General features: G+C 54.8%; 23 protein-coding genes and 1 tRNA gene. 19 read left to right on the top strand and 5 right to left on the bottom strand.

Features of this window, described 5'->3' with window-relative positions:
• Positions 1 to 150: 150 nt before the first annotated feature.
• Entirely contained in the window at positions 151 to 2,277 is a 2,127-nt protein-coding gene (locus tag GRX76_RS02030; RefSeq protein WP_160151772.1) for a hypothetical protein, read from the bottom strand.
• 459 nt (positions 2,278 to 2,736) lie between these two features.
• Between GRX76_RS02030 and katG the strand changes: the two genes are divergently transcribed.
• Complete coding sequence (gene katG, locus GRX76_RS02025; protein WP_160151771.1) at positions 2,737 to 4,911, top strand: catalase/peroxidase HPI; 2,175 nt, start codon at positions 2,737 to 2,739, stop codon at positions 4,909 to 4,911.
• 55 nt (positions 4,912 to 4,966) lie between these two features.
• Complete coding sequence (locus GRX76_RS02020; protein ID WP_160151770.1) at positions 4,967 to 6,025, top strand: AraC family transcriptional regulator; 1,059 nt, start codon at positions 4,967 to 4,969, stop codon at positions 6,023 to 6,025.
• 1 nt (position 6,026) lies between these two features.
• Here the strand turns inward: GRX76_RS02020 and GRX76_RS02015 are convergent, their stop codons facing one another.
• Entirely contained in the window at positions 6,027 to 7,772 is a 1,746-nt protein-coding gene (locus GRX76_RS02015; RefSeq protein ID WP_160151769.1) for a carboxypeptidase regulatory-like domain-containing protein, read from the bottom strand.
• Between the two features lie 306 nt (positions 7,773 to 8,078).
• Between GRX76_RS02015 and GRX76_RS02010 the strand changes: the two genes are divergently transcribed.
• The 10 genes from GRX76_RS02010 to GRX76_RS01965 all read left to right on the top strand — a co-directional run bounded on the left by GRX76_RS02010 (position 8,079) and on the right by GRX76_RS01965 (position 15,929).
• Positions 8,079 to 8,864, top strand: a complete 786-nt coding sequence (locus GRX76_RS02010; RefSeq protein ID WP_160151768.1) for an SDR family NAD(P)-dependent oxidoreductase — start codon at positions 8,079 to 8,081, stop codon at positions 8,862 to 8,864.
• Positions 8,865 to 8,910: 46 nt separating this feature from the next.
• Entirely contained in the window at positions 8,911 to 9,900 is a 990-nt protein-coding gene (locus tag GRX76_RS02005) for an NADP-dependent oxidoreductase (RefSeq protein ID WP_160151767.1), read from the top strand.
• A gap of 553 nt (positions 9,901 to 10,453) precedes the next feature.
• A complete protein-coding gene (locus GRX76_RS02000) occupies positions 10,454 to 11,350 on the top strand; it encodes a hypothetical protein (protein WP_160151766.1) in 897 nt (298 codons plus the stop codon).
• A 132-nt stretch (positions 11,351 to 11,482) separates the two neighbouring features.
• Positions 11,483 to 11,806 carry a hypothetical protein gene (locus GRX76_RS01995; RefSeq protein WP_160151765.1) on the top strand — a complete coding sequence of 108 codons (324 nt, stop codon included), beginning with the start codon at positions 11,483 to 11,485 and terminating at the stop codon, positions 11,804 to 11,806.
• 87 nt (positions 11,807 to 11,893) lie between these two features.
• The gene (locus tag GRX76_RS01990; RefSeq protein WP_160151764.1) at positions 11,894 to 12,394 is read left to right on the top strand and encodes a hypothetical protein; all 501 of its coding nucleotides are present in this window, start codon (positions 11,894 to 11,896) and stop codon (positions 12,392 to 12,394) included.
• A gap of 159 nt (positions 12,395 to 12,553) precedes the next feature.
• Complete coding sequence (locus tag GRX76_RS01985; protein ID WP_160151763.1) at positions 12,554 to 13,627, top strand: hypothetical protein; 1,074 nt, start codon at positions 12,554 to 12,556, stop codon at positions 13,625 to 13,627.
• 18 nt (positions 13,628 to 13,645) lie between these two features.
• On the top strand, positions 13,646 to 14,059 hold the full coding sequence (locus GRX76_RS01980) for a hypothetical protein (protein ID WP_160151762.1): 414 nt from the start codon (positions 13,646 to 13,648) through the stop codon (positions 14,057 to 14,059).
• A gap of 57 nt (positions 14,060 to 14,116) precedes the next feature.
• Entirely contained in the window at positions 14,117 to 14,620 is a 504-nt protein-coding gene (locus GRX76_RS01975; RefSeq protein ID WP_160151761.1) for a hypothetical protein, read from the top strand.
• A 131-nt stretch (positions 14,621 to 14,751) separates the two neighbouring features.
• Positions 14,752 to 15,216, top strand: coding sequence for a DUF4275 family protein (locus GRX76_RS01970; protein ID WP_236250512.1), 465 nt, complete (start codon positions 14,752 to 14,754; stop codon positions 15,214 to 15,216).
• A 179-nt stretch (positions 15,217 to 15,395) separates the two neighbouring features.
• Positions 15,396 to 15,929, top strand: a complete 534-nt coding sequence (locus GRX76_RS01965) for a DinB family protein (protein ID WP_160151760.1) — start codon at positions 15,396 to 15,398, stop codon at positions 15,927 to 15,929.
• Positions 15,930 to 16,274: 345 nt separating this feature from the next.
• Here GRX76_RS01965 and GRX76_RS01960 read toward each other — a convergent pair.
• Positions 16,275 to 16,351: transfer RNA gene (locus tag GRX76_RS01960), tRNA-Arg, on the bottom strand.
• 115 nt (positions 16,352 to 16,466) lie between these two features.
• Positions 16,467 to 17,447: a transporter gene (locus GRX76_RS01955; RefSeq protein ID WP_160151759.1), complete on the bottom strand. Its 981-nt coding sequence runs from the start codon at positions 17,445 to 17,447 to the stop codon at positions 16,467 to 16,469.
• Positions 17,448 to 17,697: 250 nt separating this feature from the next.
• Here GRX76_RS01955 and GRX76_RS01950 point away from each other — a divergent pair, with 250 nt between their 5' ends.
• Complete coding sequence (locus tag GRX76_RS01950; protein WP_160151758.1) at positions 17,698 to 18,117, top strand: cytochrome c5 family protein; 420 nt, start codon at positions 17,698 to 17,700, stop codon at positions 18,115 to 18,117.
• 78 nt (positions 18,118 to 18,195) lie between these two features.
• Here the strand turns inward: GRX76_RS01950 and rep are convergent, their stop codons facing one another.
• Positions 18,196 to 20,229: a DNA helicase Rep gene (gene rep / locus GRX76_RS01945; RefSeq protein ID WP_160151757.1), complete on the bottom strand. Its 2,034-nt coding sequence runs from the start codon at positions 20,227 to 20,229 to the stop codon at positions 18,196 to 18,198.
• 170 nt (positions 20,230 to 20,399) lie between these two features.
• Here rep and GRX76_RS01940 point away from each other — a divergent pair, with 170 nt between their 5' ends.
• The 6 genes from GRX76_RS01940 to bla all read left to right on the top strand — a co-directional run bounded on the left by GRX76_RS01940 (position 20,400) and on the right by bla (position 24,964).
• Positions 20,400 to 21,269: a helix-turn-helix domain-containing protein gene (locus tag GRX76_RS01940; RefSeq protein ID WP_160151756.1), complete on the top strand. Its 870-nt coding sequence runs from the start codon at positions 20,400 to 20,402 to the stop codon at positions 21,267 to 21,269.
• Positions 21,270 to 21,386: 117 nt separating this feature from the next.
• Positions 21,387 to 22,823: a hypothetical protein gene (locus GRX76_RS01935; protein ID WP_160151755.1), complete on the top strand. Its 1,437-nt coding sequence runs from the start codon at positions 21,387 to 21,389 to the stop codon at positions 22,821 to 22,823.
• Positions 22,824 to 22,881: 58 nt separating this feature from the next.
• A complete protein-coding gene (locus GRX76_RS01930; protein WP_160151754.1) occupies positions 22,882 to 23,103 on the top strand; it encodes a DUF3565 domain-containing protein in 222 nt (73 codons plus the stop codon).
• Positions 23,103 to 23,564, top strand: a complete 462-nt coding sequence (locus tag GRX76_RS01925; RefSeq protein ID WP_160151753.1) for a YaiI/YqxD family protein — start codon at positions 23,103 to 23,105, stop codon at positions 23,562 to 23,564. Before GRX76_RS01930 ends, GRX76_RS01925 begins: the two co-directional genes overlap by 1 nt.
• 19 nt (positions 23,565 to 23,583) lie before the next feature.
• Positions 23,584 to 24,087: an N-acetyltransferase gene (locus GRX76_RS01920; RefSeq protein ID WP_160151752.1), complete on the top strand. Its 504-nt coding sequence runs from the start codon at positions 23,584 to 23,586 to the stop codon at positions 24,085 to 24,087.
• A 7-nt stretch (positions 24,088 to 24,094) separates the two neighbouring features.
• Entirely contained in the window at positions 24,095 to 24,964 is an 870-nt protein-coding gene (gene bla, locus GRX76_RS01915) for a subclass B3 metallo-beta-lactamase (protein WP_201276955.1), read from the top strand.

Here is a 24,964-nt window from a genome sequence, read left to right as displayed (position 1 = left end):
AATCGAAGGGAATCCGAAAATTTCTTCGCCAAATTCTAATGGTCGGGGCCAATTCCCGTCATACGACCAATTCAACTTTTCTGCTATTCCCGAAAAAAAGGCCGACCTGTAAGTCAGGTCGGCCTCCGGTTTACGCTGTTCGGTCAAACACTAGAGCGTTTTCAGATATTCAATAATGGCTAAACGCTCGTGATCGGTCAGCACACTATTGAACTCGTGACCTTCGTTACCGTGACTGAACAACAGCGTGTTATAGATCTTGCGATCTTCCATCTGCTTCATGGTCAGTGTCGGCGGGAACATGATGTTCCAGGTCAGGATCAGGTTGCCGAAGATATCGTCGAGAATTTCCTGTGCCAGCGGCGTCTGGTGTTTGTCATTCGGATCACAGGTGCGGAAGGGCGAAACCGACGGGTTCCAGAAGGAGCGCCATTCGCAATCGATGGCGTCGTATTTCCAGCCCATTTTGGTTTCGTCGTAGGCGGTATCCAGTTTGGTGTCGTACCCCATCAGCACATTGCCATTGTTGTACCAGGGATTGGACAGTTTCTCGTTGGACACGCGGCGCCACAGTGGCTCACGGTCCTCGGGCTTGAGGATTTCCCACACGTTAGGAATCGAGCCGTTGTGCATATAAGGTGCGCTGGCCCAGACCCCGTAGAGCGGTGGTGCCAGGTAACCCAGCTCGCGATCACCGCGCAAGCGCTCCTGGTTTTGCGGCCCGCAATCCTGGTCCGTGCCCTTGGTGGGAGGATAGCCGAAGAAATTCACCGAGCCGGCGCGCTGCATACCTTCGTTGTTGGTTTCCCAGCGCACTGAGTCGGTACCGATGATTTCCTGTGGCACGATATACGAGGCCATACCCTCTAGCAGCGGGCTGGCTAGGAATTCGGGGTCGTTTACGTAGCGTGGTGCATAAGCGCCATGGCAGCCAGCACAACTGCCATTGCCCTCCGGGCGGCGAACCGGGTTGTTGCGCTCTTCCGCCCACATATCCAGCTCGTGGAACAGCTCCGCGCCTTCCTCCGCAAGTGCGGTATCGATGTCACCGGGATACTTGGGTGCCTTGAGGGTTTCAATCCAGGCATTGATGGGTGGGCCATTGTCGCGCATGTATTTCTGGCCGGCGTCACTCAGTGGGCCGAGTACTTCACCGAACAGACCGAAGAAGGGGGTATAGAAAACCTGGTCGATACGCGGTGCATCGGCGGGGAACATACCATCCACAAATTTCAGTGGGCGGTGCCCCAGGTTCCACCAGGCGGGTGTATCCATACTGGCAGTGGAGCCGGAGGTGATTAGGTCCACCGCATCTCTCGCCGAATAAAGCCCCTGATCCGGAAAAATAAACGCGAGGTTCACATCGCTGGCATTGTTGGTGCCGCGGGTGTGGTTGAGGTTGGCGAGCGTGGCCACGGAAGCCAGGTAGCCCTGGGGCAGTCCATCGCGCAGGAACAGGTCCAGGTCCGCCAGCGAGCTGCCACCACCCAGTGTGGGTTTGCCATCCACCGCACCGCTGTGACAGGCGTGGCAGGTTACGCCGATGCGGCCGGTCCAGGTGCCATCGGGATAGCGCATCTGGGTAAACATCAACGGCAACTGGCCGGAACCGCCATCAGTCAGGTTCGGGTTTTCGCCCTTGAGCGGGTAGGGGTTGCGCTCTTCCGGAAGTACGGAACCGTAGCGCTCTGCCAGCAGCTGATCGAAATTTTTTGGCTTGGAAGTGTAGCCGCCCCAAGATTTCCACAGGTCGTTGTACTGACTCGGCAGCATTGTGGAAATACCCAGTGCCGCCTCGATGGTATAGGGATCGGTACCTGCAAATAGTGCGCCGACGCCAGGCGAACCACCGGTTAACAGTCGTCCACCGTGATCAAAACGCTCGCGCAATTCGCCGCAACTTTTTGCTGCGCCCACTTCGCGCACCGCCTCCGGGTCTACGTGGCAGTCTTTGTAATACGCATTGAAGTGCACTGCGCGCCCGTCGCTGATCCCCTGCTGAACCAGCGCGCGCGGGTCCTGCGGCAATTCGGTTTCATCCGGCTTGCCGTAACAGAAATCCCACACCGCCCAGCCGCCATTGCTGCTGCCGAGCAGTGCATTGGGGTCGTAATCTGCGGGCCGGTTGTACACACCGTGGGGTGTGGATGAGGCACTGGGATCGTAATAGGGGTCTTCGTAACCGGGGTCGGTTTCCGTATAGGCAAAAGCCTCGGTTGTGTTTAAGGAAGAAAGCGTTGCGAATGTGAATGCAGCGGTCGTAAGCAGACTGCTCAATGAATTTTTTCTGCGCATTGTTCGCAGTTGTCTTATTTGTTGTGTGACTTCCAACATGGCATTAGGCGCTCCTTGATCATCGCTAGGAAAGTGGCAGGCCTACTGCGGAATACGGGTTCTGCCGTTTGGGAAACTGCAGGTTGCTTCGCAGTCGTTGCGGAACTTGATGCAGATGTATTTATTTTTTTTAAATAGATCGGCAGGGTAGGGAGAATGCGCGGGATTGGAATCGTCGGAATGGACGAATTGCGCGATTAAGGTGCGCTGGGTCACGCAATTGTGCGTTTGATTTTTGTGCAGTTTCCGGGATTACAGGAATTTCTGGCGCAGAACTGCTCTGCACTTTTCCGGTTTCGCCGCAGGATGGGGTGGGAGGTGTTATAGAAAGGTGGGCTTGAATAAAACTTGGCCTTTCATTGCCAGATTGCGCATATCTCAACACACAGAAGGACTCAAACCATGACGGGAAGCACATCAAATCCTGCCGGCCAGTGCCCGGTTGTACACGGTGGCGCGACAGAATGTGGCACCTCGGTCATGGAGTGGTGGCCCAAGGCCCTGAACCTCGACATCCTGCACCAGCACGACACCAAGACGAATCCACTGGGGGCTGACTTCGATTACCGGGAAGCCGTCAAAAAGCTCGACTTCGATGCTCTCAAGAAAGATCTGCACGCGCTGATGACCGACAGCCAGGAGTGGTGGCCAGCCGACTGGGGGCATTACGGTGGCCTGATGATCCGCATGACCTGGCACGCCGCCGGCTCCTACCGTATCGCCGACGGCCGCGGTGGCGCCGCTACCGGCAACCAGCGTTTCGCCCCCCTGAACTCCTGGCCGGACAACGGCAACCTCGACAAGGCGCGCCGCCTGTTGTGGCCGATCAAGAAAAAATACGGCAACCAACTGAGCTGGGCCGACCTAATCGCATATGCCGGCACCATTGCGTATGAATCCATGGGCTTGAAGACCTTCGGCTTTGGCTTCGGGCGCGAGGATATCTGGGGGCCGGAAATCGATACCTACTGGGGGGCGGAAAAGGAGTGGCTGGCCCCCACCGGCAGTGAGGGCAGCCGCTACTCCGGTGAGCGCGACCTGGAAAACCCGCTGGCCGCAGTGATGATGGGACTGATTTACGTCAACCCCGAGGGCGTGGATGGCAACCCGGACCCCATCAAGACCGCCCACGACGTGCGCGTGACCTTTGCCCGCATGGCCATGGATGACGAGGAAACCGTGGCCCTCACGGCCGGTGGCCACACGGTGGGTAAAACCCACGGAAACGGCGATGCCGCACTGCTCGGCCCCGAACCGGAGGCGGGGGAACTGGAAGACCAGGGCTTCGGCTGGCTGAACAAGAGCAAGCGCGGTGTCGGCCGCGATGCCGTTACCAGCGGCCTGGAAGGCGCCTGGACCACCCATCCAACCCAGTGGGACAGCGGCTATTTCGAGATGTTGCTCAACCACGAGTGGGAGCCAAAGAAGAGCCCGGCCGGTGCCTGGCAATGGGAGCCAATTGATATCAAGGAAGAAGACAAGCCGGTGGATGTGGAGGACCCGTCCATCCGCACCACGCCGATCATGACCGACGCCGACATGGCGATGAAAATGGACCCGGAGTACCGCAAGATTTCCGAGCGTTTCCATAAAGACCCGGCGGCCCTCTCCGACGCCTTCGCCCGCGCCTGGTTCAAACTGACGCACCGGGATATGGGGCCAAGAGCCCGCTACATAGGTCCCGATGTACCCCAAGAGGAATTAATCTGGCAGGACCCGGTACCCGCAGGAAATACCAACTACGACGTCGATTCTGTGAAAGCGAAAATCGCAGCCAGTGACCTCAGTATTGGCGAAATGGTCGCCACCGCCTGGGACAGTGCACGCACCTACCGCGGGTCGGATAAGCGCGGTGGCGCCAATGGCGCGCGCCTCCGCCTGGCGCCGCAGAAAGACTGGGCGGGTAACGAACCGGAGCGCCTCGCCAAGGTGCTGTCTGTACTGGAGCCGATTGCGGCGGAAAGCGGCGCAAGCGTGGCGGACGTCATCGTGCTGGCTGGAAACCTCGGGGTAGAACAGGCGGCAAAGGCGGCAGGATTTGATCTCACTGTGCCTTTCTCCCCCGGCCGCGGTGATGCCACCGATGAAATGACCGACGTCGAAGCGTTTGAGGTACTGGAGCCGCTCCACGACGGCTACCGCAACTGGCTGAAACAGGACTATGTGGTAAAGCCGGAAGAGATGCTGCTCGACCGCACCCAGCTGCTGGGGCTGACCGCCCCGGAAATGACCGTACTGGTGGGCGGCATGCGGGTGCTCGGTACCAATCATGGCGGCAGCAAGCACGGTGTCTTCACCGACCGCGAGGGCGCACTGACCAACGATTTCTTCGTCAATCTCACCGACATGGGCAACAGCTGGAAACCCACCGGCAAAAATTCCTATGAAATATGCGATCGCAAAACCGATCAGGTGAAGTGGACCGCAACCCGGGTGGATCTGGTGTTCGGCTCCAACTCCATCCTGCGCGCCTACGCGGAACTCTATGCACAGGATGACAGCAAGGAAAAATTTGTGCAGGATTTCGTGGCCGCCTGGACCAAGGTGATGAACGCGGATCGATTTGATCTGGTTTGATTCCCCGAGAGCGCGAGGGCGGACATCCGTTCGGGCACACACGCTAGGGTAATCGATGGAAGAATTCTCCAGAGCCTCGTCGCTGGCACTATTTGACGAGTTCTGCCGGGTCTCTGGGCTGGATCCTCAAGTGATGCTCGGCAATGCAGGTCTTCCTGCGGATACGCTGGCGAATCCCGAAAGCCTGATTTCCTACCAGCGCATGGCGCTGTTACTGGAGAACTGCGCGAGCGACACCGGTAATCCGTTGTTCGGTTTGGAGTTCGGTCTGCACCAGGGCACGGCGGTTTTCGGCCAGCTGCTGTACCTGTTGAAAAATGCCAACACGGTGGGCGAGTCGCTGGAAGAGCTGGCTCACTACTACCACCTGCACTCCAACAGTGGTCTGGTGAAAGTAGAGGTGCACAACAAGCTCGCCATCCTCGAATACGACCCCATGTTGCGCAGTGGCATTCCCGCACGGCAGGCGATTGAACTGGCGATTGCGGTAGGGAAACGGTTGCTGAAAATGCTACTGGGCAATCAGTGGCAACCGCACGCGGTCCATTTCCAGACTGCCGCGGGCGCCTCGCCGCAAACCTATGTGCGCCTGCTCGGTGCCACGCCTCACTTCAACAGCGCCAGAAATGCCTGGGTGTTTGACGCCGCATTGCTGGACGCGCCTCTGAGCCATGCCGACCCCGCACTGCACGAGTTGATGCGCGCACATATCGATCAGTTGGATGCGTTGGCACCGAAGGAATTGCCCGCATACGTGTGTCACCTGCTGCGCAACTTCCTGCCCAATGGCAAGGTCACCATCGATTTTGTGGCGGACTACATGATGGTGAGCACGCGCTCGCTGCAGCGCATGCTGATGGAGGAGGGCACCAGTTTCCAGACCTTGCTCAACGAGACACGTCAGGCCGTGGCAACGCGCTACCTCAAAGAATCGAATATGAGCCTGACCCAGCTTTCCGGGCTGCTGGGCTATGCCGATCTGGCCAGCTTTTCCAAGGCGTTTCAGCGCTGGTTTGGGATGAGTCCGCGGCAATGGCGGGATCAATGCGGCAAACCCGCCGCTGCCGAGCGCGTGGCACGGCAGCAGCGGGCGCCGGGATGGCTAAAGCGATAAATCAGTTCGCGCGGTAGTCCGGGTCGATACACATCAGGACACCGGTGTATTCCTCCAGTGCCTGTACCGGAATCGGATTATTGGACATGCACACCAGACCGTCGTTGGTAAACGACATATCCCGGGTATAGGTGCCGCGCAGCGGTGCCGGGTAGGCGATAAAGCGCTCTTCCGCAGGTACGAAACGGTACACGTGATCAGTCATAGTCTCGTTGACCCACACATCGCCGGAATCCGGAGAAATGTTCAACGAGTAAGGACCGGGGCGGGCGCCTTCGGCAAACTCCGGCATATCGTACACTTTCACATCCATCGTTTTGGTATCGATACGCGCAATCTGACCGTGGGCGTAGCCGGTCTGCCACAGGATGCCGTCCGGTGCGAAGCGCAGGCGGCGCGGCCCGAATACCGGCGATTCTATTTCAGTGACCTCCAGGGTTTTGGCGTCGATACGGCCGATCTTGTTGCCCCACAGGCGGCTGTACCAGATGGAGCCGTCGTGGCTGTTGACCGCTACACCGTAGGTCAGCACCGCGGGCGTGATCGCCACCGGAGTTGGCGCCGGCAGGTCGATCAGGGTGACCTCCGAAGATTTCGGGTCCAGGCGCCCGACCTGTTCGGTACCCACCACGCTGAACCACAGAATGCCCTCGGCATCCACACGAATGGTATGGGGGTAAACCGCGATGCCGGGCAGCGGCACGGACTTTTCCCAGGCGCCGCTGGCGGGGTTGAATACCCCGATGGAGCCGGAGAAAGAGTTGGTCACATACAGTTTGCCGTCCAGGCCTTCCGCCAGGGAGTGGGGCCCGTGGCGCACGTTGATTTTATTCATCGCCGGCGGCACACCCATCTTGGTGAACTTGCCTCCGAGCGGCATGCCTTCTTCCGGCTGCGGTATAAAGCGGGTGTCACCGTTTTTCAGGTCCGTCACGTAGAGGCCATCGGTGAACTGGTCCACGGTGTACACCAGTCCATTTTGGGGTCCATTTTTGGAATATACGTGTGCGTCGTGGGGCACACCGGAAGCCGGCAGCTGGTATTCATAAATCTTTGTGTGCGCCAGCGCCTTGTCCACGGGGAACTGGGGGCGCATTGCCGTGGGCTTGCCATCGAAGCCCTCGGCAAAAATTTCCGCGCGGCGACGGTCTTTCTCGGTGACGTCTACCGCGCCCATATAGGCGTGCATCCGGCGCACCGATTGCTCCCAGGATTCTGCCGGGCGCACGATACGGGTGAAGGGATTGCCCAGCTGGTGGCAGGAAAGACATTCGAGCTGGAACTTGTCGCGGGTAAAGGGCGCGTCTTTCTCGGTATCGAACGGCAGGGTATTGAAATGGTAAGAGGCTGCCAGGCTGTCGGAAATGGCCTGGTCACTCTGCAGCTTTTCGAGCTTCACCGAGTGGGTGAGCTGATCCCTGTCGCCGCCGAGCTTCACCATCTGCTGGTCGTCGGCAAAATAGTGGCCGCGCACCCGCAGGCGCAGCTCGCCACTGAGCTGGGTGTCCATCCGATAGTCACCGGCGCCATTGGTGTAAACGGACTCTGAATGCCCCGCCTGGACATCGGTCAGGCGCACAATCGCGCCGGACACCGGTTTGCCATTGCTATCGGTGACCTTGCCGGAAATAGTTGCGGCACCCGCGGGCAACGCCAGTGCGGCAGCCAGGCTCGCAGCCAGACTAATAGTCCCGCTGCGGGAAATCCCAATACGTTTCTTCTCTCTCTTCTCTCTCTTCTCTCTCATCAGTTTTGCTCCGCCTTATTGTTATCGGATGTATGTAAACGCTTGCGGGTGATGTTAAGTCGTTACCTTGCGCAAACTTGTCATAACCCGAAGTTGATTTGTCAAAGTGCGCCACGTGTGACGGGCGGAACCCGCTTACGAAGGGTTGCTGAAGTGCAGCTTTGGCGCCTGCTGACAAATTTCTGTCGTACTTAGGCAAGTTTTGGGGGTGATTTAGGAGGGATACTCGGAAGGCTGAATTTCAATCAACGCCCTGAGCTGGCTATGGCGGGAATTGGCGACCAAAAATAATAATGGAGCAAAAACATGATGCTAGAGAATAAAAAAGCAATTGTTACCGGTGGTGCCTCGGGCATTGGCGAGCAGATAGTGCGCCTGTTTCACGCGCAGGGCGCGGCGGTCGTGATTGCGGATATCAATCAGGAAAGCGGCAGCAAACTTGCGCAGGAACTCGGTGAGCGTGCGCACTGCGTAGCCGTCGATCTGAGCCAGCCGGAAGACATCGAACGCATGATCAGTGAATCCGTGGAGGCCCTGGGTGGCCTGGATATCCTGATCAACAATGCCGGGTTCGGCACTTACGGTCGCACCCACCTGGTGGACCCGGCGGTGTGGAGCAAGATCATCGACGTAAACCTGAATGCGCTGTTCCACACCTGTCGCCACGCCTTGCCACATTTGATGAAGCGCGGTGGCAGCATTATCAATACCGCGTCTATTTCCGGCGCTGTAGCTGACTACGGCTTCCACGCCTATGCCGCGGCGAAAGGCGGGGTCATCAATTACACCCGCAACCTGGCGCTGGACTATGCGCTGGACAATATCCGTGTAAACAGTGTCAGCCCCGGTCTGATCGAAACACCGCTGACCAATGTACTGACCAGGAACCCCGATGTGATCGGGGTGTTTGAACAGAATATTCCCATGAGTCGCCCGGGCAAGCCGGCAGAAGTCGCCAATGTATTTCTGTTCCTGGCGTCCGACATGTCCAGCTACGTAACCGGACAGAACATCGTCGTCGACGGGGGCATCACCGCCTGGAATGGCCAGCCGCGATACACTCAACTGTTCGGCGACGTGACCATTCCCTGATTTCTTATGCAGCAGTAACGCAAAGAGAGAAACGAAAGTGACTACCATGACCTACAAAGCCATCCGGTTGAGCAAACGCCCGTGTGGCGATATCACGCCGGATATTTTCGAAACCGTCGAGCTGGAAACCCCGACGCTGGAACAAGGCCAGTTTCTGGTCAAGCAGACCTACATGTCCCTCGATCCGGCCATGCGCACCTGGCTGAATCCTCGCGAAGACAGCTATTTACCGCCGGTCCAGGTAGGTGAGGTGATGCGCTCCTACGGCGTTGGTGAAGTGGTTGAATCGCGTAACAGTAACTATCCGGTGGGTGCGCATGTTGTTGGTACCACCGGCTGGGCGGAATACGTGCTCGGCAACGAGGAGATGCAGGTAGTAGACCCTTCCCTCGATCCCGAAGCGTTGCTGTCCGTGTTTTTTGTTACGGGCCTGACCGCCTACGTGGGGCTGATCAAGATCGGCCGCCCGCAAGCGGGAGAGACGATTCTCATCAGTGGCGCAGCGGGTTCCGTTGGCTCGCTGGTGGGCCAGATCGCCAAGGCCGAAGGCCTGCGCGTGGTCGGCACCGCCGGCAGTGACGAGAAATGTCGCTGGTTGGAAGATGAACTCGGGTTCGACAAAGCCATCAACTACAAGTCCGACGATCTCGCCGCCCAACTGGACGACGCCTGCCCGAACGGCATCGACCTGTTTTTTGAAAATACCGGCGGCCCCATTCAGCAACTGGCCTACGACCGCATGAATCGTTTCGGACGTATTCTGGTGTGCGGGATGATTTCTGAGTACAACTTCGAAATGCCGGCGCCGGGCCCCAACTGGATGGACATCAACCTGAAGGCCCTGCGGGTAGAGGGTTTCGTGGTGCCGGATCATCTGGACAAAGCACAGGAGGCGACCGAGGTACTGGCCAACTATGTGCAGAAGGGACAGATCCGTTTCCGTACCCATGTGCTTGAGGGGCTGGAGAGTGCGATTGACGGGATTAATCTATTGTTCAATGGCGGAAACCAGGGAAAACTGCTGGTTAAACTCTGAAGCGGAAACGCCCTGAGTCGTTGAATTACAAAGCCCCGCCGATTGGTGGGGCTTTTTTATTGTCTACCAAAAAAGTATTTGTAACCGACGAGCCAAGCGGCCACATAAAATTAAAATCGCCTGCGCCCAGTCTTTGGTAGGTAAATGATGAGTTGCACAAACGGCAATGTTAGCAAGCCTGATATCCAGATAGACACAGAAAGGTAAGAATACGCTAAAAGGATTTAAGCTGATTTCGTGGAAAACTCGAAGCAATACGCCCAGAGTCACAAGCCAAAACCAATCATGTACCATGTATATTTTTGATATTTGCCTATGTGGTGCCAGAATCGCTGGTTGATGGGATAGAGCGGAATCTTAGATTGCGGTTGTTAATTGGCAAAAAATACAAAACATAATGGATGGATTAGGCGCCAAAGGGGGCAGGTAAGCTACCTTTCATCTTTAGGCATAATGGCTAGATGTAGCCATTTAATTCCAGATATAGGCAGAATACCTATATCTGGAACTATTGAATAAACTGTTAAGCCCACAAAAAAGAAAGGCACATTGAATGGACAATTTACCAGGGCCTGTTTCCTTAGAAGCAATTCAGCAAGGAGTAATTTCAGACCCTCACCATCAGAAGAAGGACATAATTGAATATGTTGAAGGTCAGCTCAACAAAGGCGCTGATACTGAGCAGCACGTAACACATTTAGAAAAGATTAAATCTGAAGTGGTGTTTGGTGAAGAACATGTAGCATGGGATGTGCACACTGATGAGCCCGGCAGGTGGTGGGTAATAACAGCCCCAACTAATTTGTACTCTCAAAAAGAGTTTCCGTCACTCGATTACACATTATCGTTTCATGTAGGTGTTACTACCCGTGTAGCTGCACGGCAAGCGAAACAGGCTCCTGATGAACGAAAAGATAGATTGCGTGCCACTTGGCGCCGCTGGGAAAATGCTGCTGAAGCACTAGACGAAGCGAAAGAGCCCGAGGACTTTCAATCTATTGGCATGATGTGCCGCGAAACACTGGTGGAGTTGGTTAAGTCCCTTCAGCATGAAATTCCAGAACCTCCGACTGAATCTAAGCCAAAGTCAGCTGATTTTATTGGTTGGTCCGAATTAGTTGTTGCGCACTTTGCTAGCGGACAACGAAATAAACACATAAGAAGCTATTTAAAAACATCGGCAAAAGAAACTTGGCATCTCGTTAACTGGCTTACACATACGTCTAGCGCTTCTTTATATGAAGCTCATCTAGCTCACGATGCGACAGCAAATTTGCTAAGTGTCTTTAGCCTCGTGGTGGTTAAAGGTGAAGGGGGTGGCCCTGAAACATGTCCAGAGTGTAAGTCGTATAGAATTGTTTCGGTTTTTGAGCCTGATTTAGGGCTTGAGCATCCATACGTAAATCTTTGTGAGTCATGTGGGTGGAATACGTACGATGATCAGGCTTAACAAGTCAAAGCACTCGGACTTGGTAAAGCTGTCACCTTTTTTGTTCCAAAAAAGCCGCCAACTTCACCAAGCCGGTGTTTGAGGCGTTATGCATCAGTCAGAAATTGAGCACAATAAAAATTAGAGTTTGAGATGGATTGGGAAATCGTAAACGGAGTCACTGGATTAGTAAGTGCATCAATGGCAATTTTAGGGATATTTCAGTATAGGAAAATTTCTAGCGAAGTTTCGCAGCCAAAATCTGGTAATAGATCTCAAAAATTTTATGCTTTTTGGATCGCTAGTGCTGGTTGGGCATTGTGTTGCTTAAGCTATCTTTGGTTGATACAGCCATATGGAATGTATCCCTCCGATAGAGAGTACAAGCAATTCTTTGGCATTGTTTTAGGGTTTCCAGCGTTAGTTATCTTCCTCTATGGAGTTAATCTACTGCAGGGCGAGCAAAAAAATGCATAACAAACGCAAGTAGTATGCTACGGTCCTGCGGGCCTCCGCGGACGTTAACTGTACAACTACGTAGATCGTCATAGAGAGAAAAAATTAATGAATGGAGCAGGTTGGAGGCATTTGGGTATAGAGCTGTCGGTATCGATATCACAGACAGCAATTTTCTTTTTCCTGGCGCTTTTTTCTACAAATTTCTTAAGAGATAAAGAAGCTCTTCAGGCATTTATGGAGCGTACTGTAAGCACTGCAACTTTTCCTCAGTTTTGGCTCACGATTCTCTCTATTTTTGTAGTATCGGGATTTTTGTTCGCACTAATTCAAGCTTTCCGGAACAATGCGTATGTTGAGCTGATCGCTCTACAGGTTCTTCTTGAAATACCACGAGTTATTTCAATCTTCGGAAGCTCTGTGTTCGCACTCATGTTGGCGATCTCAATACACTTGTGGTTCTTTCCAGAAGAAAATGAGCCATTCGCTTCAAAATTCATTGTTCTAGGCTTACTTTTCTGGTCCGCGTCTTTCATATATTCATTTGCATTGCGTTTGATTTTCCGTCGGGATCAGAGTCCTGTGGCTCCGGTACATGCAAGCAGTTAACAAGGCTAGGCAGTTTGCTACGGGCCTTCGGCCCTCCGCGGGACAGCTTGCCTTGTGCACATTTTGCGCAGGTCGCTACGCTCCCATTTTTTCGCAAAATACGCACAAGGTAAGCTGCCCTTGCTGGCGGCGTTAGGCTAAAAGGCAAAGGAATAGCATATGAAGGAAGTAAAGGATTTTATTTACTTGGACATGGAAAAGATAAGCTCGCTTTATAGTCAGCTATCTGGTGGGATAGTTCAGTCCTTTGAAGTGTCCTCAACGTCCTCTGAGAATAGTAAGAACCTTAGAAATTACGACTTTAAGATTTTCAAACATGAAGCAGGCGGAACAGGGACGGAATCTGAAGGGCTAAAGGAGATTAGAGTAAGCCACCATGAAATATACAGTGAGTTGGAGCAAGAATTATTTGAACATGGGTATGCTGCCGAAATAGGCGTGGATGTTAAAAAAGAGGATGTGGAATCAGGTAATGCTGTAAATATTTTTGAAAATGCATTGTGTATAAAAGCTGAAGGGAACATCGTCCTTGAGGATTATGAGCGCATAACTCGTATTGCTCATAATTATGAAGATGTTACAAATTTTATTAACCATAGTGTGAGATCAAGCCTCCAGGATGCCCCAGAGCTCAAAGCATTATTCGACAAAATTGATGTTATAAAAAACGACATCAAGGACATGAAGAATGGTCCGCAAAAGACAAAAAAGAAATATGAGATTAAAGAATTTGAAGATGCTCTTGAAAGTCTCGTCGCATCTAAACTGGTTGGTAAAGTTGATGAATGGATTATAGATGGGCTTAAAACTTGGGTTCGTGTGTTTTTGCCTGATGTCTTCAATATACGGCTTTATCCCTTTAATGATCTTGCCAATTTTCACGTTATGTCAAACGTCAAAAGAGAATTTTTTTTAGATAATAATACAGAGTCAGTTCATTATTTATTTGGATCAAAGCCAACAATTAAGGTCACTATGCTTGGTGTAATAACATCTATACCCAAAAAGGAAGTAGATACCTTTGAGCCAATGAAAGAATTTGAATCGGAAGACCTAGATGAAGAGGGGAATGAACATCTATCGGTTGAAAACGGATTTCGGGGCGTTTTCAGAGGCTTTGATGGTCTAGAGGAAATGATAAGAACATGCCGATACCCAAGAATTATGGTGCAACCAATAGCGATCTATAGGGCAATAAAGCCTAACAAAGTATTGCAGCGGACAAGCCGCTGAGTGCGGCGTTATGGAATCATGAAGCAAGCAATCGCACTTCTAACACTTCTGATAGCTGCATCGGGTACGTATGCAGTAGATCTAATTGAAGGGCGCTTTGAGAGCTTTTCCCCTTTAGGAAACGGGCTGTATCCTATTACTACCTTGTCGCTGAGTGACGGTAACTACACACTCCAGATGAAAAATGGTTTTATATGTGAAGGTAAGTGGAAGTCACATAAGTACTGCAAACCACCTTACTCTTATCCTGTTACAGGAAAATATACAGTTTCTGGTAATAAAGTGATTTTTGATTCCACGTATATGGAAGAAAATACCTATTTCTTGGTTGGTATAAGAAAATGGCAAGTATTGTTGTCACAGAGCGAGTATGAAGTTTTCAGAATTGGCCAAAGGGTTCCTAAGAAATTTCTGCGTCGAACCAATCCATAACAAGCGAGGCCGTTGTTCCGGATCTACGGGCATCCCTGCTGCAGTCGTTAGTGCAATATGAAAAAAGTGCTTCTTTCAGTCGTAAGTATTTTCGTTCCGATGCTGAGTCAGGGTTATGAATGCTTCGCAACAAATAACAGTTCTGATGTCCCTATAAATTACGAAGCGGCAAAGCACGTAGTTATGGGGTACGTTGAATCTGGCGAGTATCGCGCCAGTAGTGAAGTTAATGGGAAGTACAGTCCGTCTCAGTCAAAAATTCATTTTAGAGTTACTCACTCGTTTAAAGGAAATCTTTCAGGCGTTGTTAGCTTATCTGCTCCGGTGTTTCCATCTATCGGTACCGGTTGGAGTTTGGGGTCCAGCTACATACTATTTCTCCACGATGAATCGGAAATAGGTATCTGCAGTAAAGTTATCGAGCTATTTTTGGAATTTGAGCCGGGAATAGATCCATTAACCGAATTGGAAGGAATGTTGGAATCGGGGAGGTCCGTTATACCTTATTACACCAGAAAGGAAGTCGGGGAGCTCCTCAGTGAGTACAGCGAAAAGCACTAACAAAGTGTTGCAGCTGGCGTCTTACTTTATGCACATTTTGCGCAGTCGCTCCGCTCCTATTTTTGCGCAAAACACGCACAAGGTAAGCTGCCCCTGCTGGCGGCTTTAGGCGCTATAACTAAGGATTTTTCGTGAGAGTCGATGAAATAGAGCCAGGGAGAGTTCTTAAAATATTCGATAATGCAGAGTCAAGAGCTATTGAGCGAAAATGGATGGGTGCTTTTTGTAAGAATAAGCAAGGATTCAATACGAGGGATTATAAATGGCACATATTCAGTGGCGGAGGATATCCTTCAATTGAGGGAGAAGATGCTCAGAAGGAATATGAACGTCATGTGTCTGCAAAGTACATAGTCATGTCAAATGGTGGTGGCCCTGCTATCTTGACAGACTTGAGGCCAGTGAACCTGAATTATTTTGATGCCTACGTATTCCCAGAAAATATGGCATGGACCATGGCATTCACTCATGAAGAAGGCTGGTTGGGGCCATATTTTGCAAAGCATCCAAATTATTCCATTTTAGAAAAAGAGAATGAGGCACATAGGCAGAAATTGGAGAAAATAGAAATTGCCAAGAAGAAAGGCTGGATGTAAGTGCGAGAACCGCGCCTAACAAAGCCGGGCTTCGGCCCTGGAACCTACTCCGCTTTTGCACACACCTCCATCTAATTGACTTTGAGGTGCTAAATGGCGCTGCCTCGCACCGCGTTCAACGCGCAAAAAATTGCTCGCTATTTATTTGGAAGTTATAACCAATTGAGGCAGATCCAAGAATGAAAGCCTTTGAGTTACTGGCACAATACAATCAATGGATGAATGAGAGGATTTACATTTCTGCTGAAAATCTCAGTACGTCTGAATTAGCTGAAGATAGAGGCGCGTTTTTTGGGTCGATTCTGGGCACGCTTAACCATATTCTCGTCGGCGACATTATTTGGTTAAAGCGCTTTTCAGAACATCCTAGCAACTTTTCATCGCTGGTCCATGTGAGAGAAATAAGTCAACCTGAATCTCTCGCAGAAATTCGTCATTGTGATTTATCTGCTCTGCGTAGTGAAAGAAAACTTATCGATGAAATTTTCGTAAATCTTTCAAAAGAGATAACGCAATCAGACGCTGACTCCTCATTAACCTATCGTAATACGCAAGGTGATGTGTTTAGTAAAAATTTTGGTCACCTTGTTCAGCATATTTTTAATCACCAAACACATCACCGGGGGCAGGTTAGCACTCTCTTTAGCCAGCTTGGGTATGATATAGGGGCTACCGACCTGCTGATGTGTATCCCGAGTGATTCCCGGTTTTAACAAGCGCCCGGCGCTTTGCGTCTGCGAGTCGAATCTGGGAATTGGGGGAAGCTTTGGGGCTTGGGACGATATACGAGTAAAGGCAGCCGAGAGGATTAGCTTCGCCCTTTGGGCTCGCTGGTCTCCGGCGCTTTGCGCCTCCGGCTCGGACCTGGGAGTTGGGCGAAACCCTGGGGCTTGAGAGGTATAAGAGTAAAGTCGCCCGAGAGGATTAGCTTCGCCCTTCGGGCTCGCTGGTCTCCGGCGCTTTGCGCCTCCGGCTCGAACCTGGGAATTGGTCGAAGCCCTAGGGCTTGGGACGGTATAAAAGAAAAGGCCACCCTTTGGGTGGCCTTTTCTTTTATATGGCCCGCCCGAGAGGATTCGAACCTCTGACCTTTGCCTCCGGAGGGCAACGCTCTATCCAGCTGAGCTACGGGCGGTTGACACTGTTGGTCAAATTCGCGCCAAATCAATGGGTTACCGAACCCCGGCGCGGACGCGGATTATACAGAAGCACCCGGACCGGGCAAAGCACGGATTGGGGTTTTGTACGGGTCATTGCCACTGGTACACAAACTTGAGCCACACATAGTCGCCATCGGTGGTGTTCCGGGTGTCTGTCTGCGGTAGCCAGCTGAGCTCCACCAGGATGTTGTCTTTGCCCATGGGGAGCATATAGCCGACCACCGGGCCGATGCCGGAAGAGCGCATTTTGAACTCATCCACAAAGCGACCGGGGTTGCGATCCGGGCTGAATTGCTGGCCCCAGAAGCCGTTGAGCCCCAGGGTGACGAATCCGGATCCGGCCTTGATCATCTGTTGCACGCTGGCGTCCAGGTGAAAGGTGCGGCCGCTGCGGTAGTCGGTGTCTGAGTTTTCGGCATTGAACATCACACCGCTAAACACCGAGGCGTTGAACCCGGCCTCTAGGTTGCTATACGCAATGCCAACTACGGGATCGACGGCCCAGTAATTGAGCCCCTCGTTGGCTAATCGGCCAACCTCGTAGTCACCGGTGGGGGCGTGGATCGCGAACATGAAATTGTATTGCCAGCAGCCCTCCTGCCAGGCCATCAGCGCCGGAATCAGGGTGGTATCACCGAGCCCCGAGACCGAATCCCGCCGGCTGAAATCACCTAAATCGCTTTCGATGGTACCGGTAACGGTAACGTCCACCCAGGAAGGGAAGGCGCCAAGGGTGTATTTGGCGCCGAGTAGGGTTTCCTCGAAGGTGTAAAGCAGACCCGGAGCGAAGGCATCAATGTCCACATCGACACCGGCGACCACCAGCCCAGCGAGTGGCGTATCCGCGGAGGCACTGAAGTCTCCGCTGTAGTGCATGTACTGGGGCTTAACTACCCAACCGGTCTGCACCGGCGCGCGGTCGATCAGGGTGGCCATGGTGCCCGGAACGTAATAGCCGATACCACCCTCTGTGGCGTCGGCACGGGAGGGCAACAGCAGCAGTGCCATGGAAAAATACAGGGTGAGAGTGATCAACTGGCGCGCGCTTTGATCGTGATTCCTTTCGATCATGGGGGTACCTCTGCGGTCGCTGGCAAGTTTGTCCATTGGTACGAAACAGTCTAGCGTTCCCGCTGAAAGCAGGTTCAATTTCCCCGAATTCACGGTGAATCGGGAAATTGGTCACCAGGTGTCGACAGCAATGGGCCTCGGGGGCCTTCGCAGGGGGCGGCGCTATGCTTATAATGCGCGGCTGGTAGAAGTATGTGGCATCTCCGCCGGAATACTACAGGCCATCAGACAAGGCCTTTAGGGGGAATGGATGAAAGTTGTATTGAATTTTGTAGCGGCGCTGGCCGTAGTGGCTGGCGCAGCAGTAGCCGTGGCGCAGTCTGTGGATGAGCAGATCGCTGAGCGTCTGGCCCCGGCCGGCAAAACCTGTATGAAAGGGGATGAGTGTGCGGCAGCGGCGCCTGCGGCAGCAGCTTCCTCCGGCGGTGCCCGCAGTGGTAGCGATGTGTACGGCGCGCATTGCGCGGCCTGTCACGGTACCGGCGCGGCCGGTGCTCCCAAGTTCGGCGATGCCGGCGCCTGGGGTCCTCGCGTTGCCAAGGGTATGGACACGCTCTACACCCACGCGCTGAATGGCTTCAACGCCATGCCGGCGAAAGGTCTGTGTATGACCTGTTCAGACGATGAGGTGAAGGCCGCTGTTGACCATATGGTGGAAAACAGCAAGTAAGTGAGAGCTTACCGATGCATCGAAAAAGCCGCTCAATGAGCGGCTTTTTTGTGTCTGGCGATTGGGGTTTGGTGGACGTCAGTCAAACATACTCAACAGTGAGCCCAGCGTCTCCGCGCCCTTGGCCTGGTTCTGCTCCGGCGTGGCCTTGCCGAAGCCCTCGAACACGCAGTCTTCCTGCGGCAGTTCGTCGAGGAAGCGGCTCGGGGTGGTGTCCTGGTTCTCGCCGAACATCTTGCGCTTGCCCGCCAGGGTCATGGTCAGGGTGCGCTGGGCGCGGGTAATGCCCACGTAGGTCAGTCGCCGTTCTTCCTGGATATTGTCGTCTTCGATGCTGTTGCGGTGGGGCAGCAGGTTTTCTTCCATGCCGATCATGAACACGTGGGGGTACTCCAGACCCTTGGATGCGTGGAGGGTCATCAGGCTGACCTTGTCGGTGGCTTCCTCTTCCTCCTGGCGGTCGAGCATGTCCCGCAGGATCAGCTTGGAGATGGCCTGCTCCAGGCGCACGTCCTGTTCCAGCTCGTCGTCGGTGCCTTCCATGGTTTTCATCAGGCTGTCCAGCAGCCAGTAAACGTTCTCCATGCGCTTTTCGGCGACCTTCTCGCTGCTCGCGTTCTGTGATAGCCAGCCGGCGTAGTCGATGTCGTCGAGCATTTCGCGCAGGGCGGTTTCCGGGTTGTTGTCACGGCAGTTGCGTGCGACCCCTTCCAGCCACTGGGAGAAGCGGTCGAGGCGCTCGTAACCCGCCTCGGTGATGTGCTCCTTGAAGCCGATTTCGGAACAGGCGCGCAGCATCGAAATCTCGCGGCCTTTGGCATAGTTGCCCAGGGCCTCGAGGCTGCTGGTGCCGATCTGGCGGCGCGGGGTGTTGATGATACGCAGGAAGGCGTTGTCGTCGTCCGGGTTCACCAGCAGGCGCAGGTAGGCCATTACGTCCTTGATCTCCGCGCGCGCAAAGAAGCTGGTGCCGCCGGACATCTGGTAGGGAATCTGGTTTTCCTGCAGCTTCATCTCGATTAGCCGCGCCTGGTGGTTACCGCGGTAGAGCACTGCAAAATCCATGAATTTGCAGCCGCGACGAGCCTTCTGCAGGAAGATCTCGTTGGCGACGCGCTCCGCTTCCTCGTTTTCGTTGGCCACCTTGAGCACGCGGATTTCATCGCCCAGGCCCTTGTCGGACCAGAGTGCCTTGTCGAATTCGTGCGGGTTGTGCGCGATCAGGTGGTTGGCCACCTTGAGGATGCGGCTGGTGGAGCGGTAGTTCTGCTCCAGTTTGATCAGGCGCAGGTTGGGGTAGTCCTGCTTCAGCTGGCTCATGTTTTCCGGGCGCGCGCCGCGCCAGGCGTAGATCGACTGGTCGTCGTCGCCCACCACGGTGAGGCCGCCGCGGCTGCCTACCAGCATTTTCACCAGCAGATACTGGGAGCTGTTGGTGTCCTGATACTCGTCCACCAGCAGGTAGCGGATCTTTTTCCGCCAGCGCTGCAGCAGCTCGGGATCGGAATCGAACAGCTGCACCGGGATCATGATCAGGTCGTCAAAATCCACCGAGTTGTAGGCCTTGAGGGCGTCGCAATAGCGCCCGTAAGCCACCGCCATGGCCTGCTCCCCCGGGCTCTGGGCGGTTTCCAGCGCCTTGCGCGGGGACAGCATGTCGTTCTTCCAGTTGGAAATCTGGTTCTGCACCCGGTCCAGCAGGTCGGTGTCCAGGTCGCCGTCGCGCAGCATCAGCTCCTTGATCAGGCTGCGGGCGTCTTCCGAGTCAAAAATTGAAAAGCCGGGTTTGAAGCCGGCGGCGCGGTATTCCTTGCGCAGGATATTCAGGCCGAGGTTGTGGAAGGTGGATACGGTGAGGCCGTGGGAGGCCTTGGATTTCTTGCCGTCGGGGCCGGTGATCAGCTTGCCGACCCGCTCCTTCATCTCCCGTGCGGCCTTGTTGGTAAAGGTCAGGGCGGCGATATTTCGCGCCTGATAGCCGCATTGTTCGATCAGATAGGCGATTTTTCGCGTAATTACACTGGTCTTGCCGGAGCCGGCGCCGGCCAGAACCAGGCAGGGTCCGTCGATGTATTTGACGGCTTCCGCCTGGCGGGGATTGAGCTTGGTCATAGGGAAAACTAGTCGGGGTACAGCTGATCGTGATCGGGAATGGGGGGATTCTACCAGTGGTGTGAGTGCTTGGCTGCGTCTAGCGGTGGCTTCCGGTTGGATTTATATTGAACAGCAAGTCGATGAGAGTCAGATCAAAGATAAGATAAGAATTACAAGGATCAACCCATATGAAGACCACACCGCTGACGCTGGTGGAGCAATCCCGGGGAGAGAGCGCTTTCGGGCGCCTGATGCATTTCTGGCGCAAAACCCTGGGGATGTCCCAGGAGGAATTGTCGGAGCGGCTCGGGGTGTCCACCCGGCATATCAGCTTTTTGGAAACCGGCCGCTCCCAGCCCTCGCGGCTGGTGGCCGCAGCGCTGGCGGACTGTTTTGGCCTGAGCGGTCGCGACCGCGCTTATCTGCTGACTGCCGCCGGATTCTCCGCCGACCAATCGGTATTCGATTCCCCGGAACTGGCGGTGTGGATGAACAAGTCGATGCAGAATGCCATGCGTCGCGCCGAACCGGAGCCGGCCTTCGCGCTGGACAACTTCGGGCGGGTGATTTCGGTCAATCGCGCCTGGCTGGCGTTTTTCCTGCCGCGAATAGACCCGGCGCTACTGGAAGATCCCAATGTTTACGAGCTGGTGATGCATCCCGGCGGGCTGCGGCCGCAACTGCACAATGGTACGGCGCTGACCTGCGGCCTGGCGCTGTATCTGACGATGGAAACCCTGCAGAGTGACGATCCCAAGGGGTGGGCCATGCTCGAGCGGCTGGAGCAGGCGGGCGCACTGCCTGAGAACTGGCAGCAGCTGGGACGCCGCTTGATTCACACCAGCGATTACCCCCTGGCCCTCACCACCGATACCGGCATCGTCAATCTCACCGTCTACAACGACACGCTTTCCTCCACCTCGCAACTGGTACAGCCGCGACTGCTGATCGGCCGTATCTACCGGGATGACAAACAGCGGGTGGTGACCGACGAGGAACTGGCGGCGGTGCCGGCCGATCATCCGCTGCTCTACCGGCCGCTGATGTCCGGGTTGTAACTAACGAATGTATCTTGCGGTCGTAACGACGGGTTTTGATTACCTGTCGAATAATGGCGGCTGGTGAGGGCCGCGCCTAAGCTCAAAGCGATAGAAAACAATAACGAGAGCTTAGCGATGAATACGACGCCCGAGAAAGAACCGGGTGTCAGTGCCGGCACCCGTAATGGGGCCGGTGGCTGGCGCTGGGGACCCTTCAACCTCTGTATACCCTTCCTGCATCTGAAAGTAGTGCCCTCGCAATTGATTCAGGGTCTGGTAGTCGCCAGCGGCACCAGCATGATCATGGCACCGGTACTGATCGGCTACTTCGGTCTCAGCTTCGAAGAAGCGGTAGCGCTGATCATGCTGGCGAATACCGTGTTGTGCACCTCCTTCCTGCTGTTCGGTGAGCCCTTTGCCCCGGGTATGCTGACGCCGACTTTCCCCCTCGCGCTGACGTTCATTGTCAGCAGTTATCCCGAGGGCCCCGAGCGTTTCCAGGCGATGACCGCACTGTCGCTCTGCCTCGCGGCTATCCTGCTGTTCTTCAGCCTGACTGGGCTGTCGCGCCGGGTGATGGCGTCGCTGCCGGCGGCACTCAAGGCGGGAATTATCTTCGGCGCTGCCATCTCGGCGCTGGACCGGGTATTCGTGAAAGACGTGGCGTTGTTCGAGAGCCATCCGATCAGTGCCACTGCTGCTCTGCTGGTAGCATTGCTGTTCACCTTCTCCGGGCCGATTCAGAGGCTGCGGGCCAAAAGCCCATTGGTGGATGCCATCTGCAGCCTCGGCCTGTTGCCAGGTTTTCTCGCGGCGGCCTTTGTGGGCCTGGCAGTGGGGGAAGTGCAATTCACGATTCAATGGGGTTGGCTGCTGCCACCGGTGCCGGAAATGCTCGCCAAGGTGTCGCCGCTGTCGATTGGCTGGCCGCCCGCGGTCATGTATCTCGAGGTTTTGCCTCTGGCGTTTGTGGCCTACGTCATCGTATTTGGCGACTTTATCACCGGCTCAGAGATGATCCGCAGTGCCCAGCCGGCACGCAGCGACGATCCGGTACACCTCGACTTTGAACGCACTCAGGTGGCGGTTGCCGCGCGCAATGGCGTGTCTGCGGTCATAGCGCCGCTGTTTCCCTTCCAGGGCGTGCTATGGACCGGCGTACATGCGGTGATTGTGCAGGCGTGGGGCACTGGCCGCGACAAGGTGCGCAACCTGCGCAGCGGTATCGGTTCCTACTATGTGTTCGGGTTGCCGTTTATCTACCTGTGCTGGCCCTGGATCAGCCTGATTAAGCCGCTGATGAGCATTGCGCTGATGTTGACCCTGGCACTGACGGCATTTGCCTGCATCCTTGTGGCGGTACCGCTGGTGAAGAAACCACTGGAAATGGTGTGCGCGCTGATTACGGGCTATATGCTGGCGATGTTCGACGTGTGGACCGCGCTGGGTGCGGCGATATTCCTGCTGGTGTGCATCAACGGCAGCCTGCCCAAATGGCGTACACAAGCGCAGGGGGGCGAGCAGGAGCGCAATAAAGCGGAGGTAGGCGGCGGTCGCGAAGTAGCGGATTAACTTTTTACCTGGCCGGATAATTTGTCTATAAAGGCACCTCAATTGAGGTGCCTTTTTTATGCTCCAACCCATCACCGGTTATCACCGCGACGAAGATGACCACTGGGTGGCACAGCTGGCCTGTGGTCATAACCAGCATGTGCGGCACGATCCACCGTGGCAAAATCGTCCGTGGGTTACCTCCATCGAAGGCCGCCAGCAAATGCTGGGTTACCGGCTCGATTGCAAAAAATGCGACGAGGGCGCCCCCGTCGACCATCAACCGCGAGATCACCATTAATGCCGAAAATCTGGGTCGATGCCGACGCCTGTCCCACGGTCATCAAGGAAATCCTGTTTCGCGCCGCCGAGCGCACCGAAACGGAAATGACCCTGGTGGCCAACCAGTATGTGCGGGTGCCGCCGTCAAAATTTATCCGCGCGGTCCAGGTCACCTCCGGCTTCGATGTCGCCGACAACGAAATCGTGCAGCGCTGCAGTGAAGGCGATCTGATTATTACCGCAGATATTCCGCTGGCGTCGGAAGTGATCGATAAGGGCGCCACTGCCCTCAACCCCCGCGGTGAAAAATATTCCAAGGCCAATATCCGCGCGCGCCTGAACATGCGCGACTTTATGGAAACCCTGCGCTCCAGCGGGGTACATACCGGTGGGCCGCCGCCGTTGGGGCAGCAGGAGCGCAAGGCCTTTGCCGATCAACTGGATCGCTGGCTGATGCAGGCAAGACGCCACAAAACCTGAGAGAAAACCGGGCAGATTAATGGAAACTCACCGATTGCAGCTGGCGGCCTGTACACAGGAGCACATCCCGGTATTGATGAAGTGGATTCAATCCGAAACCCAGTGCCGAGAGTGGGGCGGACCATTCTTTCGCTACCCCTTTGATACCCAGAGCTTCGCTGAAGACTGCAGTTGGCAGAAGCTGCCGAGTTTTGTATTGCAGGGTGTGGCAGGAAAGCTGCTGGCATTCGGCCAGTTCTACCGTCGCCTGGAACGCTGCCACTTGGGACGATTAATTGTGGCACCGGAGGCGCGTGGCTGCGGAATCGGTAAATCCCTGATTCGGCTTCTGGCAAAGCAGGGGTGCAATGCGCTGGCGACAGACCAATGCTCCCTGTTTGTATTGAAAAACAATCGGCCGGCGCAGGCGCTGTATGAAAAAATCGGCTTTCAGCGGCGCGACTATCCGGAGCCATTTGAAGGTCTAGAGCTGTGCCACTTCATGACCGCATCAGCAAAAGAAATACTGGAAATGGAAATTTAACATGGGAATGAACGCCCTTTTGCGCAGGCTGCTTTTGCTTCCGACACTGCTGGCAAGCAGCATGAGCACTGCAATGGCCGCGGAGCCATTACCGCAATTGAAAGCCTACGAGGTGCCTCAAGCCTGGCGAACCCCGGTCATGCCCCTGCAGATTTCGGATCACAGCTGGCAAATAGGCACTGAGGAACTGACCGCGCTGTTGGTCAAGACAAACGCGGGTGCCCTGTTGATTGATGGCGGCATGCCGCAAGCGGCAGGGCAATTGCTGGCGAATATGCAAAAGCTGGGCGTAAACCCGCAAGACCTCAAGTGGATTCTGCACAGCCACGGTCACGCGGATCACGCCGGGCCGCTGGCCGAGATCAAGCGGGTAACTGGCGCCAAGCTCGCGAGTAATGCCGAGTCCGCGCATCTGCTGGCCAATGGGGGTGCCGGAGATATTCACTTTGGTGATGCGTTGCTGTTTCCTCCAGTCACGGTCGATCGCTACTTGATGGATGGCGAAAGCCTGGTGCTGGGAGAGATGGAATTTCGCGTACATTTTATTCCCGGTCACACACCCGGCAGTATGGCCTGGACCTGGCAAGACCGCCGCAAAGGCAAACAGGTTGATGTGGCCTATGTCGACAGCCTGACCGCACCCGGCTATCAACTTCAGGACAATCCCCGCTATCCGAAATTGCTGCACGACTTCCGTCAGACTTTTGCCAAAGTGCGCGATCTGCCCTGTGACCTGCTGCTGACACCGCACCCGGGAGCCAGCGGCTGGCAGTACGGAGAAGTGGCGCAGCAGGAAAAGCGAATGGACTGTGCCGACTACGCGGTACAGGCAGAGATCGTGCTGGAAAAGCAGCTGGAAAAACAACGGAAGCACTGA

This window comes from Microbulbifer sp. ALW1 (assembly GCF_009903625.1).
Taxonomy (GTDB): domain Bacteria; phylum Pseudomonadota; class Gammaproteobacteria; order Pseudomonadales; family Cellvibrionaceae; genus Microbulbifer.
This window is presented reverse-complemented; position numbering and strand designations above follow the sequence as displayed.